Origin of the sequence: Salmonella sp. SAL-020 (assembly GCF_017372215.1) — a bacterium.
Classification (GTDB): Bacteria; Pseudomonadota; Gammaproteobacteria; order Enterobacterales; family Enterobacteriaceae; genus Salmonella; species Salmonella enterica.
The window spans coordinates 3,584,279-3,602,784 of the sequence record NZ_CP071690.1 but is presented as its reverse complement, the minus strand read 5'-3'; the positions used below and the strand labels follow the sequence as shown (position 1 = coordinate 3,602,784).

Genomic DNA, 18,506 nt, shown 5'->3' with positions numbered 1-18,506 from the left:
AGCCGGGAAGAATTATATAAACCTTCCCGGCTTTTTTATTATTCAATCCCCGTTCATTCCACTAAACCAGCACGTCCTTAATTCCCTTAACCACCTGTTTAGCCTGATAAAGCTGCTCGCGCAGCTTCTGCTCCTCGTTACTGTCCGCCATCAGCACAATACACCCCTGTGAAATCTTCACGGTGACGCCGCGCCCGGTCTTAAATCCCGCTTCTTCCAGCCAGTCGCCCTTAAGATGCAGGCTGGGGATTTGTGAGTAATAGGTGGTCATGTGGGTTTTGCTGTTGATGTGGCGGACGCTGACGCCGGAGGCATTCATATTTGCTGACTAAATAAATTCTTAATTATCCGCCGGATGCTGGCTGATTGTGGAGCTCAGGGTGAGCGAGTATGGGCGCGACATCCTGGCACTGAGCCCCCCTCTCCCCGGCCAGCTCCGGGCGGTGATGAGCAACCGGCTGCCGGGGCCGTATTTTGACGATGAAACGGGCCTGCATTAAAATCTGTTCAGATATTATGCACCGGAGTGTGGCAGGTTCGTCAGTCAGGGCCCGACAGGGCTGTAAGGAGGATTAAATCCTTACCACTATCCGTTGAATCCCGTCACAGATACAGATCCGCTGGGATTGTTTACATGTGAATTATGTAGTCGCATGATAGATGAGACTAATAATAGTCTGGATAGTCTTCCATTTAATCCGGCAAAAATGTTAACGGCTAGTTTAAATATAGCTAATTCTGCAAGATTGCACACAAGTGGGGTAGCCAAACTCGGGATAGGTATTGCTGCTGATGGATTTATTACATTGTCTCCAGTGGGCAATGTTTCTCTGGCAGGGGGGAATATCACATTAGCAACTGCTTCATATAACAGGGCAAATTTATGATTATCAGAATCACTTAATGAAACCGACAAGGATAGGTGCTGCAAAAATTTATTAGGTGTATTGCCTTATAGTGAACAGTTTGACGATCCAGATGAGCCATCAATTAGCGATGTGTATAAAGAGAAATTCCATAACATGATGGATTCTCCAATGAATTTAATCAAAGAGATAGGGACATTGATGTTTGATGAATATGATTAATAAAATATCCATGTTGATCTTTATTATTGGAAGTATAATCGCGATAATATGGATATTATATGCCACTTTATCGAAAAGAGGGATGTTTAGAGATAATCTTAAAAAAATAATCAAGATAATATGTGATTTATTTTGGGGGATAGGCTGATAACTCTGAGTAAAGAATATAAGAGACTGTACATGAAATTATTAATCATTCGTTGAATAAAAGCCGGGAAATCATTATAGGCGGATAACCGCATCACGGAAGATATGTAGTAACTGTACCGGTATGACTGTTACGGGAGGCTGACGCCGGAGCAGATGGCGGGACAACTGGAGCCGGAGTACACACCCCAAAGGAAAGAGAGGTTTGTGTGTATTATTCATTGTGTGATCATAGCGGTACAGGTACTTCTGCTGGTTTGTTATTCACACTATCAGCCCCTGATGCTGATTTATCACCAGGAATATCAGAGTCTGGAGGGGATTCTTATGGGGCACTTCTTGCGGGAGTGGCTTATACAGATGCTCGTAATAAAAATGATAGTTATAAATATACAAAAGGTGTGAGTATGGGACCCGGATTTGGAGACTGGGGGGAACTCACATGCTCCCGGCATTCGAGGTGTCTATCGGAGATTTTCGATCTGATGGATAAGGAATATGATTGGTTATCAGGTGAATTCAAGTGAAAAGAAATAGATTTTTTCTATCGTTACTATTTATGGTGTTGATTGTGTTGTTCGTTATTCTATTTTTTACATGGTTAGGTAGAGAGAATATTAAAAATGATAGCGCTATTCGAGAAGTTGCGAAAGAAGAAGTTGATAAGCTTTTTTCTCTTTATAATAAAGGGGAGTATGCTGAGATATATGATTTGTCATGTGACTCTTTCAAAAATGCCACTGCGAGAAAAGATTTTTTAACAGTTATGGGAACTAAAATGAAAATACTCGGTGAATTTAAAGGGCGAAAACTTCAATATAGTAATGTCATTAATTCAAAATCCGTGGAGTTATATTATAGAGTGGACTATATTAACTATTCTTTAATTGAAGAATTTAACTATATTAAAAATGATGGACAAAAAATATGCTTGCAAGCAATGTTTACGGATGATGCGGGGAAACATGGGGAGGTAATTAAATTACATTAACGTGTGATAACTCCAGTTAGAGCCTATCCCAATGCGATGAAGAATTGGGGCTGTATTATAACTAGCACCGTTCTATAATCCGGGACTGGGAAGGTATATTACGCAGATCCAATAGGGCTGAAAGGGGGATGGAACCGATATCATTCTCCGCTGAATCCTATTACAGATAGTGATCCTCTTGGCCTTATTACTTGTGGTGCTGATAGAGGTGATTCTGGCAAGTTATTAAGATGAAAAATGGTTGAAAATAATTGCGTTAGTGAATGCTCATTTATGCCTTTACCTACAAAAAGTAACGGATTTGCTTGCTGGAATTGTGTTAACGAATGCAAATAAAATCAATGCTGTTGATGTTTTTACTACAGGAATAAGTATGGTTAACGATAAGGATACAGCTATATTAATTAGTGATTTAATGTTGAGATTCGGTAAGGAACTTGATGAATCTGTTGCTGTTGTTCAGTCCCGTTGTGATGAGGATGAATTTAAGGTATATCGAGAAGCGGTTGGTTTGATTATGGGTGAAATGCTTATTAAAATAATGAATCCATTATATGAAAAACATCCCGAAATAAAACCAAAAGGATTGAAATAAAACATCTGGAGCCGGAGGAATAATGTGTAAAAGCCGGAGGGGTTATCTTTTCCCGGCTTTTTATTATCAATTACTCATTAACTCCTGTTCCGTTCTTTTGCGTTTAATCACCGGAATATCTCCGGTATTGTTCAGCGCCCCCAGAAATTTTTTTAACCACTGTTCTGCACTCCGTTTATTAATGCGGGTTACGCCCATCCCTTCAATACAGACAAAGAGTCCGTGGGTATGCTGCGGCGTGATCACGATGCAATCCCTCATTACCCGCACCTTGACGGGCATCCCGTTAATAAACCCCGCCTGCGGCATCCATTCACCGTACAAACGAACTGAAAGTCTCTCAACGCGTGAGTATGTAAGTATCCCGCATAATCGAGCCATTCACATTTAGAGATCATCCGACATAATCAATCTGCCAACGCAGGAGATCGCTGTGCGTAAAGCCCGTTTTACTGCGCACCAGATCATCGCTGTGATTAGATCAGTCGAATCCGGACGGACTGTTAAAGATGTCTACCGGGAGCCGGTATTTCTGAAGCCACCAGGGACAACTGGAAGTCTGGATACGGCGGCAGGGATACGCGTGGAATCACAAAAGGCTCCACCGTATTTACTGTCTGCTCAAGCTGAATTTTCGCCGTAAGGGTAAACAACGGCTGCCGGTACGCAATCCCTCGCCACTGGTCACGCCGGAAGCGCTGAACCAGAGCTGGTCTGTGGGCGTCGTTTTCGCACGTTCAATGTTGTTGATGACTGTAATCGTGAAGCGTTGTCGATTGAAATCGATCTGAATCTGCCAGCTCTGCGAGTGGTCCGTGTACTCGACAGGATTACAGCAACCGCGGTTATCCGGCCATGCTGCGTATGGATAAGGGACCGGAATTTATCTCGCTGGCACTGGCTGAATGGGCAAAGAAACATGCAGTAAAGCTGGCGTTTATCCAGCCGGGTAAGCCGAAGAAAAACGTTTTCATCACGCGCTTTAACCGGACATACCGTACAGAAATACTCAATTCTTATCTGTTCAGAACGCTGAATGAGGTGCGGGAAATTACGGATAAAGGGTTATCAGAATATAACTGCGAACGTCCATATGAATCGCGGAACAATATGATACCGAAGGAATACCGCTAACAACATTATCTGGCCGGAATCTTAAAAATGCATGGAACTAAAACGGGTCTATTTACAGGGGCACCTGCGATGAATTTCGCTGCACTGAAAAGCGATACCGGATGAGAGCTGCTTCAAATTAATGTGCCATGTTCACGGGGAGGTTGTGCGACGTTTGCATAATCCAGCAAGAACTGAAAGGAAGGGGAGAGCTTTTTCATGCCTGTATAATCAGTCTGGCCTGTGTCAGTCAGCTCTTAGTGTTGAGACTCTCATTGGAGCGCTATAATTGCTTTTCCGTTTCGGAAAACAAGATTTTCCATTAAAGATCTTCCCTGCGAGGAAAAGTTAACTAATAATCTTACCGTCGAGTTAGGAGATGTATGTTTAAATATAAACAATGTTGCAACGATGCCTGATAATTATCCTCTCTTCGAAGATAAGTTTCCCACACCCAGTGTGGTGGGTGTCATTGTAATGTTATCACTTGAATGTAAATGGAAGGTATAATTGCTTTTTGACTAGTATTCTATTCCACCCTGACAACACGATGTTAACATCAACACTGTTTATATTGGCAATAACGCAATTTTTTTCAGATTAAGAGGTGCTCTGATATATAGATTTTTATGACATTACTTATTTGAATTGGTAACAAATACCAATAAGTACAAGCTGTTATTACCAGCCACGGATTTTTCCATACGGTAAGATTTGGTATGGCGTTATGTATTCTGGATGTGCTGGATTATTTTAATTTGGTAAAAAAAGGTGGTTATTCAAATGAAAAGCATAAAAAAATTGATTATCGCAAGTGCGTTGAGCATGATGGCTGCTAGTTGTTATGCTAGCTCATTTTTGCCGAACACAGAGCAAGAGAAATCAGTGAATGTTAGCTTTGCCGCTCCCGAAAATTTAACCATATCGTTTGATCAAGTGCCGGGCTTAATGGCTGGGCAGAAGCCTGCAGGTATGAATATTGCGAAGCTTACAGTTGATTCTGCTTCTATTAAAGAATACGGGGCTAGGGGGGTTGCTAACACGACACTGGACGCTGCTGGTAGTGCATGGAAAATAACTGGTAAAAATAGTGGCACGATACTCACTGTGGGCTTCTCAAATAATAATATGAGCAGAGGTCATGGCGCGCAAATGTGGAATGGGAGGAGCTGGTTCACCTTTGATACCAATGCCCCACTTGATATTGTTACAATAGGGGCTCAGAATATCCCACCTGATACGTACCCAATAACTGTAGACGTAGTGGGATATCAGCCTTAATAGTAAACAACCATTAGTGTATTGCGCCTTGTTTAAGGCGTAATACACATCAAGTTTTTTATTTTTCTTTTACAATTTTTGATATGAAAACAATTAATTTTGTTTTAATGGCGGTAGCTTTGTTTGCCTCTAATTCTATGGTTTCAGTATATGCCGCCAGGCAGCAATTAAATTCAGCCACTAAATCATTCAGCGTGAAGCTGGGAGCTACACGTGTGATTTATCACGCTGGTACACCAGGCGCGACGCTCTCGGTGAGCAACCCGCAGAATTACCCTATTTTGGTTCAGTCTTCAGTCAAAGCAGAAGACAAAAATTCGCCAGCCCCCTTTATGGTGATGCCGCCTCTATTTCGTTTAGAAGCGAACCAGCAGAGTCAACTGCGTATTATCCGTACTGGTGGTGACATGCCAACGGATCGTGAGACTTTACAGTGGGTCTGTATAAAGGCGGTACCACCCGAAAATGAACCGTCGGATACACAGGCTAAGGGCGCGACCCTTGACCTCAATTTGTCCATCAGCACCTGTGACAAGCTGATTTTCCGCCCGGATGCCGTGAAGGGGACGCCGGAAGATGTTGCAGGAAATTTAAGATGGGTGGAGACGGGCAACAAACTTAAGGTAGAGAACCCCACCCCGTTTTACATGAATTTAGCCTCTGTCACAGTAGGGGGAAAGCCCATTACAGGGCTTGAGTATATCCCCCCCTTTGCTGACAAAACACTAAATATGCCAGGTGGCACTCGTGGTGATGTCGAGTGGAAAATTATTACAGACTTAGGTGGTGAAAGTCATCCGTTCCACTACGTTTTTAAATAAGTTCAAGGATTTAGCGGCAGAAAATGAAGTTCAAACAACCTGCCTTGCTACTGTTCATCGCGGGAGTGGTTCATTGCGCAAATGCGCACGCTTACACATTCGATGCATCAATGTTGGGCGATGCAGCGAAAGGGGTTGATATGTCGCTCTTTAACCTGGGGGTACAACAGCCAGGGACTTATCGAGTGGACGTGATGGTGAATGGTAAACGTGTCGACACCCGTGATGTGGTGTTCAAATTGGAAAAGGATGGGCAAGGAACGCCTTTTCTGGCTCCTTGTTTGACGGTCAGTCAGCTTTCACGCTACGGCGTAAAAACGGAAGATTACCCTCAGTTGTGGAAAGCAGCAAAGACCCCAGATGAGTGTGCGGATCTGACCGCCATTCCACAGGCTCAAGCGGTACTGGATATCAATAATCAGCAACTGCAACTGAGTATTTCGCAGTTGGCGTTGCGTCCGGAATTTAAGGGGATCGCTCCTGAAGATCTCTGGGATGATGGTATTCCGGCGTTTCTGATGAACTACAGTGCGAGGACAACGCAGACGGATTACAAAATGGATATGGAGAGGCGTGACAACTCTTCCTGGGTACAACTGCAACCGGGAATCAATATAGGTGCGTGGCGTGTCCGCAATGCGACCAGCTGGCAGCGGAGTAGTCAACTGTCGGGGAAGTGGCAGGCAGCATATACCTATGCTGAGCGTGGACTGTACTCACTAAAAAGTCGTCTGACTCTGGGGCAAAAGACTTCGCAGGGGGAGATATTTGATAGTGTGCCATTTACCGGTGTGATGTTGGCATCGGATGACAACATGGTGCCCTACAGTGAGCGGCAGTTTGCTCCGGTAGTGCGTGGAATTGCCCGCACGCAGGCTCGGGTGGAGGTCAAACAGAATGGTTACACCATTTACAACACCACCGTGGCGCCCGGACCGTTTGCACTGCGGGATCTGTCGGTAGCAGACAGTAGTGGTGATCTGCATGTCACCGTGTGGGAGGCCGATGGCAGTACACAAATGTTTGTGGTGCCGTATCAGACCCCGGCGATAGCACTGCACCAGGGATATTTGAAGTACAGCCTGTTGGCGGGCCGATACCGATCGTCAGACTCTGCAACAGATAAGGCGCAGATCGCGCAGGCTACGTTGATGTATGGTCTGCCGTGGAATCTCACTGCATACGGCGGTATACAGAGTGCAACGCACTATCAAGCTGCATCGCTTGGTTTGGGGGGATCTCTCGGGCGGTGGGGGAGTTTATCTGTCGATGGAAGCGACACACACAGTCAGCGTCAGGGGGAGGCGGTACAGCAAGGAGCCTCCTGGCGACTGCGTTACAGCAACCAGCTGACTGCGACGGGGACAAATTTTTTTCTGACGAGATGGCAGTATGCCTCGCAGGGCTATAACACCTTATCCGATGTGCTCGACAGTTATCGACATGATGGCAACCGTCTATGGTCGTGGCGAGATAATTTGCAGCCGAGCTCGCGTACCACCCTGATGTTGAGTCAGTCATGGGGGAGGCATTTGGGCAATCTGAGTTTAACCGGTTCCCGTACCGACTGGCGTAATCGCCCCGGTCATGATGACAGCTACGGACTGAGTTGGGGAACCTCTATCGGAGGGGGCTCGCTGTCATTGAACTGGAATCAAAACAGAACGCTGTGGCGCAATGGCGCGCACCGTAAAGAGAACATAACCAGCCTGTGGTTCAGTATGCCATTAAGCCGCTGGACGGGGAATAATGTAAGTGCTAGTTGGCAGATGACTTCACCATCACACGGTGGTCAGACGCAACAAGTGGGGGTCAACGGAGAGGCATTCAGTCAGCAACTGGATTGGGAGGTGCGTCAGAGTTACCGTGCCGATGCCCCGCCAGGTGGTGGTAATAACAGCGCATTGCACTTGGCATGGAATGGGGATTACGGCCTGTTAGGTGGTGACTATAGCTACAGCCGGGCGATGCGCCAGATGGGAGCCAATATCGCGGGAGGTATAGTTATCCACCATCATGGTGTGACGCTGGGGCAACCTTTGCAAGGCTCAGTGGCGCTGGTTGAAGCGCCAGGGGCCTCGGGGGTGCCAGTTGGCGGCTGGCCTGGCGTTAAGACGGATTTTCGTGGCGACACCACAGTGGGCAACCTGAGCGTCTATCAGGAGAATACAGTCAGCCTCGATCCGTCGCGACTACCGGATGACGCAGAGGTCACACAAACCGATGTGCGCGTGGTGCCAACCGAAGGGGCGGTGGTGGAAGCGAAGTTTCACACTCGCATCGGGGCCAGGGCACTGATGACGCTGAAACGGGAAGATGGGAGCGCCATTCCTTTCGGGGCGCAGGTTACAGTCAATGGGCAGGATGGCAGTGCTGCTCTGGTGGATACTGATAGCCAGGTTTATCTCACTGGTCTGGCGGATAAGGGCGAACTGACGGTGAAATGGGGAGCACAGCAATGTCGGGTTAACTACCAGCTACCTGCCCACAAGGGAATCGCGGGCTTGTATCAAATGAGCGGTCTCTGCAGATAGCCGATTCTGAAGGAGAGAATAATGTGGATGAAAATACAGCGAATGAAAACGGTTATCTATAGCGTAACCTTACTGGTTGCTGCCAGTAGCTTGATGCCGATAGCGAACGCCGCAGAAAAACTTCAGACAACGCTACGTGTAGGGGCTTACTTTCGGGCCGGGCATGTGCCAGATGGGATGGTGCTTGCGCAAGGCTGGGTGACTTATCACGGCAGTCACAGCGGGTTTCGGGTATGGAGCGATGAGCAAAAGGCGGGTAACACGCCTACCGTATTGCTGCTGAGCGGGCAACAGGATCCCCGCCATCACATTCAGGTTCGCCTGGAGGGTGAGGGGTGGCAACCAGATACGGTGAGTGGTCGTGGCGCCATTTTAAGAACCGCTGCAGATAACGCCAGTTTCAGTGTGGTCGTTGATGGCAATCAGGAAGTGCCTGCGGATACCTGGACGCTGGATTTTAAGGCCTGTGCATTGACACACGAGGAGGCGTAGACATCTGTTCCACTCATACTACCTGTATCAGTGAATAAGGCGAATACTGTATATCAGGTTCGAGGATGTATTGAAAATTTACTCAAGGCAAATATGGTTAGCAATCTTCATTGCAGAAAAATAAATTGCTGATTGATTTTAAAATCTGAAATTCATCTTTTTTTGTAGGGAGAGGAATATTATGTTTCGTAAAATAATTTAACGGACACTGATGCCTTTATTATTTTCTGTTTTGTGGATTTGTTTGATTCACTCTTTTGTGAGCGGGGCTTTATAAGCCCCTGGTATAAGGTTTGTTTATCTGTCAGGTATTCATATGTGATATTTAAGATTTTATGTTTAGAGGGCTTTTTCTTGTCCCCTCAGGCGTAAAAATAATTTATTTTTTATATAAAGGAATAAAGCATATGTCTTATGCACGACATTTACCGGTATTAATGTATCACCATGTCAGTGATAAACCCGGACAGATAACCTTATCTCCCCGTACGTTCCGGGCGCAGATGAAATGGCTGGCTGAATCTGGCTGGAAAACCGTTACCGCAGCAGAGGTGGAAGCTTTTTATCATGGTGCAAGATTGCCTCGTAAAAGCGTCATGCTGACCTTTGATGGCGGCTGGCTGGATAACTGGTTGCAGGTTTTTCCGGTGCTGCAGGAGTTTAATCTGCATGCGCATCTCTTTCTTGTGACCAGTTTGATCAGTGACGGACCGGTCCGTATTCCTGCAGGCGAACTGGTGTACTCTCATGATGAGTGTCAGAAGCTGGTTAAACAAGGCCGGGCTGATGAGGTCATGCTGCGCTGGTCAGAGGTCCGGGAGATGCACCTCAGTGGCCTTGTTGAGTTTCACTCGCACACGCACACCCACCGACGCTGGGACCAGAAACCTGTGTCCCGTAATCCGTCGGATTTGCTTCGTGTCGATATTCTTCTTAGTCGTAAGCGGATGAGGGAGATGCTGGGTTATTGCAGTCAGCATCTGTGCTGGCCTGAGGGCTGGTATTGTTCTGACTATATTCATGTGGCTGAAGAGCTGGGGTTCACATACCTGTATACCACAGAAAGGCGTATGAACAATCCAGTCATCGGTTCACAGCGTATTGGTCGTATCAACACAAAGGAGCGAAAGAATGTGGGCTGGCTGAAACGTCGTCTGTTTTATCACACCACGCCCGGATTTTCTTCGCTGCTGGCCCGGCATAAGGGGGCACGTCGGATAGCTGACTGAGCCGGAGACCAGGATGAAAGTGCTGCATACCGAATCCTCCCCCATCATCGGCGGGCAGGGGTTGTAGGCTATATCCCAAATGATGGTGCTGATTTTGAGCAGAAATAAGATAACACCGGAGGCCGTGATAGACCCGGTTGCGCAGAATCTGGAGGCAGCAGGTCACTGGCGCAGGGCTTCTACCCGCTGGCTTTTGGTCATGGGAGATTTTGAATGTACAGAGGCCCAGCGGGAGTGGTTGTTGTTGCGCCGGAATTATTGCCTTGCGCAGATATCTTCCCCTGGCGCCAGTAAAGCTGGATATCAGCGACGTGACGAAATGAGAGGAGCCTGCACATAGGTTTATGTTTTGAGTAAGCGTCTTATTTAAACCGTCTGTTCTGTTTCCTCCGCTTTCACAAATAATGTCGAGCCGGGTGGGGGACTCAAGTAAGAATAATCTGGCGATGTTTTGCTTGTTTCCACGGGATACTTTGTTAGGTGAACGATGCAATTAATGTGCTCCAGACTGCGTCACAGAAAAGGAGAATGCCTTTGCAGAACGGGGGCATGACAATGAACCACTTTATTATTGGTATCTGGTTCGGCGACAACCTTGACGATCACTTCTGAGATAGGGTATTTACACTGAGTGGTAAACAGGTTCAATTAGTAACCGGAGATGGATGCAAAATCATGATCGATTCAGATGCTATTTTGCAGCCAATAGATTTTTTATTAAGATGATATCAAGGACATTGAGGCACACAATGACGCATCAGTAAGTCGTTGATAGCTCATTTGATATAAGAATTTCTTTTATCAACGGAAGATAATGATGGAACTGATCAATAATCGTGGTATGCGAGACTGGATGATATTTATTAAAGTGGCGGAAGTAGGGAATCTTTCCCGGGCTGCACGGGAATTAGATATTAGCATTTCTGCTGTCAGTAAATCGCTTAGCCGCCTTGAGAATTCTATTGAGGTTACTTTACTTCGGCGCGATTCACATCACTTAGAACTGACTGGAGCTGGTCAGACAGCCTATGCAAGCATGAAAAGGATAACATCTTCCTTTCAGTCCTTGCTGGATGAATTGCGAAATCCGGATAAAATTATCAGAGGGAGTATAAAATTTTCGGCTCCGGCTCTTGTCTGTGAGTTTCTTGCCAATAAGTGGATATGGGAATTTACAGCTAGCTATCCGGATACAAAAATCTACCTGGATTCACGAGAGCGTAGCGATTTTTTTAGTAAATCCCTGGAGTTTGATGAGCTGGTTTTTAAAAGTGGCATAATCGAAAGTGAGGATCTCGTGTATCGAAAGATAAGCCCTTTAAAGTTGGTTCTTTGTGCGAGTCCGAAATATATCAGAAAATATGGCAGGATCTCACACCCTGGCGATTTGGAAAATCACATTATTGTGGGTCTTCACAATCATGGTCTTTCCGGACCTCTTACTCTTTTCCGTCAAGATGAATCATACACTATTAGTGGCGCTGTTAATGTTCATTTATCTTCCAATAATCTTTTGAGTGTTCTTAATTTGGTTTTAGAAGGAAAGGGTATCAACCTTATTACTCCGGCCTGGCTTGCCACCAAATACTTAAAAAATAATGAACTTGAAATTATACTTCCTGAATGGAGGGTCCCAGATCTCCCCATTTATCTTGTATGGCGTCATCGTCAGTATTATTCTCCTTTATTTCAACGCTTTCTGTCTTTTATTGAAGATAAATGGAATAATCGCCCACAAATTGATTTTCTGAATGATGATTAACCCGTTTGGAATGGTTTTGACACGTTCCTGACTTAAACCCACATGATGATGACTGAATTGAGGCATCGAGATATGCGACTGGTCAGCCAGTCGTCTTTTGACGATGCCCAATACAAAACATGATGCCGACTGACGGAAATGATAATATCCGGAAACAGGACGGGGCTGTTTTTGGGCAGCCGGAAGTTAAGCCCATACCAGAAACGTTGCAGTGTACTGAAAAATGGCGCCAGGTTGCACCTGTTCAACGATTTTCTGAAGGCGCAGGAGTATTCATTACTGATATCCTCCATTGCGCCTTCGGGAACCCACAGGACCAGCTATTTTACCGATAGTGTTTAAAAGGCGTAAGTAATGCCGAGCATGAAGTCATTGGAGGCAGCCTTTGTGTCTGCATCATAAGCGGTATGTTCATCACCAGCATAGTGATTTTTTGAAATGCTTACTTTGCCAGCATTAATGTATTTATAACTGGCGTCAATCATAATATTATCTGTTACAGCATATTTTGCACCGATACCTGCGCCCCAGGCAAAGTTATTTTTTGAAGCAGACAGAGTTTCATTAATACCAAAACCAACAGGAATGGTGTTATTACTTAGCTTCACATGAGCGAGGCCAACGCCTGCGCTGATATAGGGAGTAAATGCCGTACTATTGTGAAAATCATAATAGCCATTAACCATGTAAGTGGTCATTCGGACCTGATTTTTTACATTTATGTGTACTGGATCACCAAATGCAATAATATCCTGCCCGCCTTTAGCATCCGTCTCACCTCTGAAAGTGGTATCCAGTTCTAAACGTACTGGAAGCTGGAATGGATCATAAAAGTCATAACCGATAGCAACCCCGCCGCCAAAAACGCCTTTGGTACGGTCAGGTAACGTTGCATGACCATTAACTATCTCATCCTGGCTGAAGGTTGAGTTGATTCCATAGACATTGACTACGGATGTCCCCGCTTTCCCGGTGATATAGATCCCTTCTTTTGCTGATGCAGTAGCGGACCAGGCTACCACAAGGGGAATGATGCAGACTGCGAAAAAGTTTTTCATTTCAGAACCTGCCTTAATATTGGGCTAAAAGACAAGTTTCACGGTATAGGGTGTGATATAACGATTACATAAACGAAGCCCAAAAAACGGTCTATTGTAACGCTGGGTTTTCTGTAAGCGGGTAAAAAATGAGATGAAAATTTTAAATAACAATACGATAACCGTCGGTATGGAAATCCATCTCCTCGCCAAATTGCCCCACGTACGGTTTCACTTCTACGTTATGTAACAGGTAGTGTGAGATAGAGCGATGCTGTAACAAAAAGATGAAGATGAATTTGTACCCGACCTGGATAAAGCCCGTTATCCAGGAATAACGGGCAAAAATATTTACTCAAGTGCCTGGGCGAGATCTTGTTGTACCTGTTGACGCTGTTCTGGTGTTAAGACTTTGCTTAAATCAAAATAATATTTAACCCGATAATAGCGAGCCTGTTGTTCTATGTTACTGAAGGCTGCAAGCTGCTGTTTTACGGCGGCGTCATCCCATTTACCGGATTTAATCACCTCTATCAGCGCACCGTCTTTAATTCCCTTCATAGAAATCTGACTGACGTCGGTTTCCAGTTGTTGGTGAAGTTTTTTGATCCGGGTAATCTGATCGTTTGTCAGCTTCAGATGCTGGACAATAGGATCCTGGGCGGGCAGGGGAGGATTGGGGACAGCGGTGGCGAAAGCGCCAAAAGAAACGCCCGCCAGAGTCGCTGCCAGTAAAGTTGTGCGTACAAAGTTTTTCATGAAGATATCCTGATAAGGGAGTGATTAACCGTTTTTATTACCCACGAATGGCGAGCAATTATCTTAGAGCCTATCCCATTAGGGCTATTTTACTTGCCATTTTGGACCTGGGCAGTGCTCAAAATCCTCACGTACTACGTGTACGCTCCGGTTTTTGCGCGCTGTCCGTGTCCAAACTGGCTGCGCCAATAACGCCTGGTGGGATAGGCTCTTAGTCAGAATACGTTGCCTGCCACATTACGCCACGCGAATTTGTTTTACGGAGAGTTACGGAGTGAAACAATCCCGCCGCGGTGAGCGGCAGGTTGCTTACAAGGTGAATGGATCGGCATCGCGCCAGGCTGGAAATTTTTCGCGATAGTCCTGCAAGGCGACGAGAGAAAGATCGGCATCGATACGTGTCGCCTGGTGTGGTTCGGCGGTGGCGATAATGTCGCCCTGGGGATTAATGATCCGGCTATCGCCGCGATAATGTAGCCCGTTACCATCGGTGCCAACCCGGTTGCAGCCTGCGACATAAGCCTGATTTTCAATAGCGCGCGCCGTCAGTAATGTTTGCCAGTGTAGCGAGCGCGGCGCGGGCCAGTTCGCTACATACAGCGCCAGATCGTAATCATTGCGGTTGCGTGACCATATCGGAAAGCGCAGATCGTAACAGAGCAGCGGCAGAATGCGCCAACCGCGCCACTGCACGATGATGCGTTTATCGCCTGCGGCATAATGTTGATGTTCATCCGCCATACGAAATAGATGGCGCTTATCATAGAGATGAACCTTGCCTTCCGGTTCAACCAGTAAGAAGCGATTTACGGCGCCGCGCTCAGTTTGTAGCGCCGCGCTGCCGGCAATCAGAGCGTCAGTTTGTCGGGCTTTGGCCTGCATCCACGTAATCACGCTATCTTGCGAAAGTGAGTTATTAGCGGCCTCCATCGCGAAGCCGGTGGTAAACATTTCAGGCAGAACAATCACATCCCGGCCAGATACGAGCTCTAGCTGTCTGTCAAAATGACGCAGGTTTGCCGGGCCGTCCATCCAGACTAAAGGTTGTTGCAACAGAGTAATTTTCAAACCAGACACGATCGGAGCTCCTCATTGAACAGCGTCTTTACACTGTAGCATGAGCAATAATAAAAAAGCGGCAAGAAAAAGCCCCGCGAAAGCGGGGCAGGAAAGACACGAGACTGATTATGCGGCTTCGACTTTACGCACTTTCTCCGGCAGCTTTACCGGTTTGGTCGCCAGCGCTTCAGGTTCAAAATCATCAACGTTGATACTGCGCAGGCGGCTCTCTTCCGCTTTCGCCAGGATGGCGGCTTCATCTTTATCTATAAGCCCTTTCGCCAGCGCATTGCGCGCCAGTTCATCCAGACGAGTAAACGGCAGATTTTTACCCAGTTCTTTGCAGATGCGCTGGTGGATAGGGTCGGCAGCGATGACATCACGCAGCGCTTCTTCCAGTAAACCGACCGGATTATGTTCGGCGGGCGTCAGATACTGACCGCGCCCAATGCGTGAACGTGTGGCGTTCGGCACCTGTAGGATCTTCGCCACGGCGTGATCCAGCTTATCAGACGGCGCCAGATAATGACGGCCAGTCGGGAAGATCATCGCGGTGAGCAATCCGGCCACGACGCGGTTCGGGAAGTTCTGCAGCAGATCGTCCATCGCTTGTTCAGCACGATACAGCGCATCCTGTACGCCCCAGTGCACCAGCGGCAGGTCGGCTTCGTGGCGGCCTTCGTCGTCGTAACGCTTCAGTACGGCTGAGGCCAGATAAAGCTGACTCAACACATCGCCCAGACGCGCGGAGATACGCTCGCGGCGTTTCAGGCTGCCGCCCAGTACCGCCATTGACACGTCAGACAGCAGCGCCAGGTTTGCGCTCAGTCGGTTCAGATGCTGGTAATAACGCTTCGTGGCGTCGCCGGTTGGCGTATGGCTCGTTAATCCGCGGGTCAGGCCAAGCCAGAAACTGCGGACGGTATTGCTGCCGACATGGCCGATATGTTTAAACAACAGCTTATCAAAGGCATTCACATCATTATTCTGCGCTGCGGCCATCTCTTCCAGTACATAAGGATGGCAGCGAATGGCGCCCTGACCAAAGATCATCATGCTACGGGTCAGGATATTCGCGCCTTCCACGGTGATCGCGATAGGCGCGCCCTGGTAAGCACGCGCCAGGAAGTTGCTCTCGCCCAGCATAATGCCTTTACCCCCAGTGATATCCATCGCGTCGATAATGGACTGCTGGCCGCGGTGGGTGCAGTGGTACTTCACGATAGCCGACAGTACCGCCGGTTTTTCACCCAGCATAATGCCATAGGTGATTAACGATGCGGCGGCATCCATCACATAAGCGTTACCTGCAATACGCGCCAGCGGTTCCTCAATACCTTCCATCTTGCCGATAGATATTTTGAACTGACGACGAATGTGAGCATAGGCGCCGGTTGCCAGCGCGACGGATTTCACCCCGCCAGTGGAGTTGGACGGCAGGGTAATACCGCGTCCTACCGACAAACATTCCACCAGCATACGCCAGCCTTGTCCGGCCATTTTGGGGCCGCCGATAATATAATCAATAGGCACGAAAATATCGTTACCGCGGGTTGGACCATTCTGGAACGGAACGTTAAGCGGGAAGTGACGACGACCAATTTCCACACCCGGCGTTGAGGTGGGGATCAGGGCACAGGTAATACCCAGCTCTTCTTCTCCGCCTAACAATCTATCCGGATCGGAAAGCTTAAACGCCAGGCCCAACACGGTAGCTATCGGTGCCAGCGTAATGTAACGCTTGTTCCAGGTCAGGCGCATACCCAGCACCTGCTGGCCCTGCCATTCGCCCATGCAAACCACGCCGGTATCCGGAATGGCGCCTGCATCAGAACCTGCTTCCGGGCTGGTCAGCGCAAAGCAGGGGATCTCCTGGCCGCGCGCCAGTCGCGGCAGATAGTGATTCTTCTGCTCTTCCGTACCATAGTGCTGCAACAACTCGCCAGGGCCGAGTGAGTTTGGAACGCCGACGGTGATAGCCAGAATCCCGGAGACGCCGGACAGTTTTTGCAGTACACGGGACTGCGCATAAGCGGAGAACTCCAGTCCGCCATACTCTTTTTTAATGATCATCGCAAAAAAACGATGCTCTTTCAGATAAGCCCACAGTTCCGGCGGCAGATCCGCCAGTTCATGGGTAATCTGGAAATCGTTCGCCATCCGGCACGCTTCTTCTACCGGGCCGTCGAGAAACGCTTGCTCTTCGGCAGTGAGTTGCGGTTGTGGATAGTTGTGCAGTTTTTTCCAGTCAGGCTTGCCCTGGAACAGATCGCCTTCCCACCAGGTTGTACCGGCATCAATCGCTTCTTTCTCAGTGCGCGACATCGGCGGCATGACCTTACGGAAGCCGCGGAACACCGGTGCGGAAATCATTGATTTTCGCATCGGTGTGAGGTTAAACGGCACGAGGATAATGGCCAGAGGAACCAACAGCCAGATGGACCACAGGCCAGCGACGCCAAGTGCGGCGGTCCAGGCGAGCAGAATCAGGCTGCTGAGAAATAAACTCACGCGGTGATAGAACAATGCGCCGAGCAGAACAACCGTAGCGATAATACTCAAAATCATCATAACGAAAAGCTCCCTTGCTTGTAGGAGGTCTGACCACTTGTGATGATTAGGTTGTAGTGGATGTAAAATTTTTTAGCAATGTGTTTACAAAATAATTACAACAAAGCTCACATTGTTGCCGTTTTTGGGGGCACGAAAAATCAAAAGCGTGAGGCGTTAATTCGGCTTATGCTTCTCGCCTGTACTGCTATCCGGTACACTGCATACTGTCATTTACATTCATGCTGAAGGATATCCTCATGTACCAGGATCTTATTCGTAACGAACTGAACGAAGCGGCGGAAACGCTGGCTAATTTTTTAAAAGATGACGCCAATATTCACGCTATTCAGCGCGCGGCGGTCCTGTTGGCTGACAGTTTTAAAGCGGGTGGTAAGGTACTTTCCTGCGGTAACGGCGGCTCCCATTGCGATGCGATGCACTTTGCTGAAGAGCTGACAGGCCGTTATCGTGAAAATCGTCCGGGCTACCCGGCAATTGCGATTTCTGATGTTAGCCATATATCCTGCGTCAGTAATGATTTTGGCTATGACTATATTTTCTCTCGTTACGTTGAGGCGGTAGGGCGCGAAGGCGATGTCCTGTTAGGGATCTCGACGTCGGGTAACTCTGGTAACGTGATTAAAGCGATTGCCGCGGCCCGTGAAAAAGGCATGAAAGTGATTACGTTGACCGGCAAAGACGGCGGCAAAATGGCGGGAACGGCGGATATTGAAATTCGCGTACCGCACTTCGGTTATGCCGATCGTATTCAGGAAATTCATATCAAAGTAATTCATATCCTGATTCAACTGATCGAAAAAGAGATGGTTAAATAACTATACCCGTCATACTTCAAGCTGCAGGTGCGTTGGTTGCGCTCAGAAACCCCAGTCACATAGTTATCTATGTTCCTGGGGATTTCCTCCCTTACCGCCTTCCTGCAACTCGAATTATTTAGGGTATAGCATATTGTTTTCTTTGATATTTTGAGATTTGATTGGCTGTAAAAATTACGCCTTCCCGCTTAAGGCGTTTGTGGAGGTGA

19 protein-coding genes and 2 pseudogenes are annotated in these 18,506 nt (G+C 47.4%); 15 read left to right on the top strand and 6 right to left on the bottom strand.

The features are described 5' to 3' along the window. Positions 1–61: 61 nt before the first annotated feature. Positions 62–319, bottom strand: a complete 258-nt coding sequence (locus J1G48_RS17630) for a SymE family type I addiction module toxin (protein WP_000994230.1) — start codon at positions 317–319, stop codon at positions 62–64. A gap of 334 nt (positions 320–653) precedes the next feature. On the opposite strand from J1G48_RS17630, the gene J1G48_RS17625 reads away from it, so the two are divergent. The 4 genes from J1G48_RS17625 to J1G48_RS17610 all read left to right on the top strand — a co-directional run bounded on the left by J1G48_RS17625 (position 654) and on the right by J1G48_RS17610 (position 2,821). Beyond that, positions 654–887, top strand: a complete 234-nt coding sequence (locus J1G48_RS17625) for a hypothetical protein (protein ID WP_124084119.1) — start codon at positions 654–656, stop codon at positions 885–887. A 557-nt stretch (positions 888–1,444) separates the two neighbouring features. Continuing rightward, entirely contained in the window at positions 1,445–1,762 is a 318-nt protein-coding gene (locus tag J1G48_RS17620; protein ID WP_001751277.1) for a hypothetical protein, read from the top strand. Further along, entirely contained in the window at positions 1,759–2,226 is a 468-nt protein-coding gene (locus J1G48_RS17615; protein WP_000828182.1) for a sugar tyrosine-protein kinase, read from the top strand. The genes J1G48_RS17620 and J1G48_RS17615 overlap by 4 nt, the downstream gene beginning before the upstream one ends. Before the next feature lie 316 nt (positions 2,227–2,542). Beyond that, positions 2,543–2,821, top strand: coding sequence for a hypothetical protein (locus tag J1G48_RS17610; protein WP_012543321.1), 279 nt, complete (start codon positions 2,543–2,545; stop codon positions 2,819–2,821). 66 nt (positions 2,822–2,887) lie between these two features. Here J1G48_RS17610 and J1G48_RS17605 read toward each other — a convergent pair whose 3' ends face one another. Further along, positions 2,888–3,202 carry a SymE family type I addiction module toxin gene (locus tag J1G48_RS17605; protein WP_072100769.1) on the bottom strand — a complete coding sequence of 105 codons (315 nt, stop codon included), beginning with the start codon at positions 3,200–3,202 and terminating at the stop codon, positions 2,888–2,890. A 52-nt stretch (positions 3,203–3,254) separates the two neighbouring features. On the opposite strand from J1G48_RS17605, the gene J1G48_RS17600 reads away from it, so the two are divergent. The 10 genes and pseudogenes from J1G48_RS17600 to J1G48_RS17555 all read left to right on the top strand — a co-directional run bounded on the left by J1G48_RS17600 (position 3,255) and on the right by J1G48_RS17555 (position 12,388). Further along, on the top strand, positions 3,255–3,464 hold the full coding sequence (locus tag J1G48_RS17600) for a hypothetical protein (protein ID WP_001676010.1): 210 nt from the start codon (positions 3,255–3,257) through the stop codon (positions 3,462–3,464). After that, positions 3,385–3,955, top strand: a pseudogene (locus tag J1G48_RS17595) (integrase core domain-containing protein); the annotation flags it as partial. The gene J1G48_RS17600 and the pseudogene J1G48_RS17595, both read left to right, overlap by 80 nt. A gap of 762 nt (positions 3,956–4,717) precedes the next feature. Next, positions 4,718–5,215, top strand: coding sequence for a Saf-pilin pilus formation protein (locus J1G48_RS17590; protein ID WP_016695185.1), 498 nt, complete (start codon positions 4,718–4,720; stop codon positions 5,213–5,215). A gap of 83 nt (positions 5,216–5,298) precedes the next feature. After that, complete coding sequence (safB, locus tag J1G48_RS17585; protein ID WP_001676318.1) at positions 5,299–6,036, top strand: pili assembly chaperone SafB; 738 nt, start codon at positions 5,299–5,301, stop codon at positions 6,034–6,036. 23 nt (positions 6,037–6,059) lie between these two features. Further along, positions 6,060–8,570, top strand: a complete 2,511-nt coding sequence (locus J1G48_RS17580) for a fimbrial biogenesis outer membrane usher protein (RefSeq protein ID WP_000669611.1) — start codon at positions 6,060–6,062, stop codon at positions 8,568–8,570. A 21-nt stretch (positions 8,571–8,591) separates the two neighbouring features. Then, complete coding sequence (afaD, locus tag J1G48_RS17575) at positions 8,592–9,062, top strand: AfaD family invasin (protein WP_000266930.1); 471 nt, start codon at positions 8,592–8,594, stop codon at positions 9,060–9,062. Positions 9,063–9,469: 407 nt separating this feature from the next. Further along, on the top strand, positions 9,470–10,291 hold the full coding sequence (locus J1G48_RS17570; protein ID WP_000119387.1) for a polysaccharide deacetylase family protein: 822 nt from the start codon (positions 9,470–9,472) through the stop codon (positions 10,289–10,291). Between the two features lie 82 nt (positions 10,292–10,373). Then, positions 10,374–10,614: pseudogene (locus J1G48_RS17565) on the top strand (PerC family transcriptional regulator). A gap of 491 nt (positions 10,615–11,105) precedes the next feature. Then, positions 11,106–12,053, top strand: a complete 948-nt coding sequence (locus J1G48_RS17560; protein WP_000970304.1) for a LysR family transcriptional regulator — start codon at positions 11,106–11,108, stop codon at positions 12,051–12,053. A gap of 119 nt (positions 12,054–12,172) precedes the next feature. Then, positions 12,173–12,388, top strand: a complete 216-nt coding sequence (locus tag J1G48_RS17555; RefSeq protein WP_012543323.1) for a hypothetical protein — start codon at positions 12,173–12,175, stop codon at positions 12,386–12,388. A 3-nt stretch (positions 12,389–12,391) separates the two neighbouring features. Here the strand turns inward: J1G48_RS17555 and pagN are convergent, their stop codons facing one another. From pagN to fadE, 4 genes are all read right to left on the bottom strand, one after another. After that, a complete protein-coding gene (gene pagN, locus J1G48_RS17550) occupies positions 12,392–13,111 on the bottom strand; it encodes an adhesin/invasin protein PagN (RefSeq protein ID WP_000787603.1) in 720 nt (239 codons plus the stop codon). Between the two features lie 330 nt (positions 13,112–13,441). Continuing rightward, the gene (locus J1G48_RS17545; RefSeq protein ID WP_000788200.1) at positions 13,442–13,849 is read right to left on the bottom strand and encodes a Spy/CpxP family protein refolding chaperone; all 408 of its coding nucleotides are present in this window, start codon (positions 13,847–13,849) and stop codon (positions 13,442–13,444) included. A gap of 309 nt (positions 13,850–14,158) precedes the next feature. Then, positions 14,159–14,926 (bottom strand): amidohydrolase, encoded by a 768-nt coding sequence (locus J1G48_RS17540; protein WP_000015791.1) that lies wholly within the window; start codon positions 14,924–14,926, stop codon positions 14,159–14,161. A 108-nt stretch (positions 14,927–15,034) separates the two neighbouring features. Continuing rightward, positions 15,035–17,479, bottom strand: coding sequence for an acyl-CoA dehydrogenase FadE (fadE, locus tag J1G48_RS17535; protein ID WP_000973041.1), 2,445 nt, complete (start codon positions 17,477–17,479; stop codon positions 15,035–15,037). A 239-nt stretch (positions 17,480–17,718) separates the two neighbouring features. Here fadE and lpcA point away from each other — a divergent pair, with 239 nt between their 5' ends. After that, complete coding sequence (gene lpcA / locus J1G48_RS17530) at positions 17,719–18,297, top strand: D-sedoheptulose 7-phosphate isomerase (protein WP_000284051.1); 579 nt, start codon at positions 17,719–17,721, stop codon at positions 18,295–18,297. The last annotated feature ends 209 nt before the right edge of the window (positions 18,298–18,506 follow it).

Bases quoted from the DNA above. Each gene is read 5' to 3' on its own strand.
- J1G48_RS17590 (WP_016695185.1), top strand. From the start codon at position 4,718: ATGAAAAGCATAAAAAAATTGATTATCGCAAGTGCGTTGAGCATGATG.
- J1G48_RS17625 (WP_124084119.1), top strand. From the start codon at position 654: ATGATAGATGAGACTAATAATAGTCTGGATAGTCTTCCATTTAATCCG.
- J1G48_RS17545 (WP_000788200.1), bottom strand. From the start codon at position 13,849: ATGAAAAACTTTGTACGCACAACTTTACTGGCAGCGACTCTGGCGGGC.
- afaD (WP_000266930.1), top strand. From the start codon at position 8,592: ATGTGGATGAAAATACAGCGAATGAAAACGGTTATCTATAGCGTAACC.
- J1G48_RS17555 (WP_012543323.1), top strand. From the start codon at position 12,173: ATGATGCCGACTGACGGAAATGATAATATCCGGAAACAGGACGGGGCT.
- J1G48_RS17630 (WP_000994230.1), bottom strand. From the start codon at position 319: ATGAATGCCTCCGGCGTCAGCGTCCGCCACATCAACAGCAAAACCCAC.
- J1G48_RS17570 (WP_000119387.1), top strand. From the start codon at position 9,470: ATGTCTTATGCACGACATTTACCGGTATTAATGTATCACCATGTCAGT.
- safB (WP_001676318.1), top strand. From the start codon at position 5,299: ATGAAAACAATTAATTTTGTTTTAATGGCGGTAGCTTTGTTTGCCTCT.
- J1G48_RS17605 (WP_072100769.1), bottom strand. From the start codon at position 3,202: ATGGCTCGATTATGCGGGATACTTACATACTCACGCGTTGAGAGACTT.
- lpcA (WP_000284051.1), top strand. From the start codon at position 17,719: ATGTACCAGGATCTTATTCGTAACGAACTGAACGAAGCGGCGGAAACG.
- J1G48_RS17560 (WP_000970304.1), top strand. From the start codon at position 11,106: ATGATGGAACTGATCAATAATCGTGGTATGCGAGACTGGATGATATTT.
- pagN (WP_000787603.1), bottom strand. From the start codon at position 13,111: ATGAAAAACTTTTTCGCAGTCTGCATCATTCCCCTTGTGGTAGCCTGG.
- fadE (WP_000973041.1), bottom strand. From the start codon at position 17,479: ATGATGATTTTGAGTATTATCGCTACGGTTGTTCTGCTCGGCGCATTG.
- J1G48_RS17580 (WP_000669611.1), top strand. From the start codon at position 6,060: ATGAAGTTCAAACAACCTGCCTTGCTACTGTTCATCGCGGGAGTGGTT.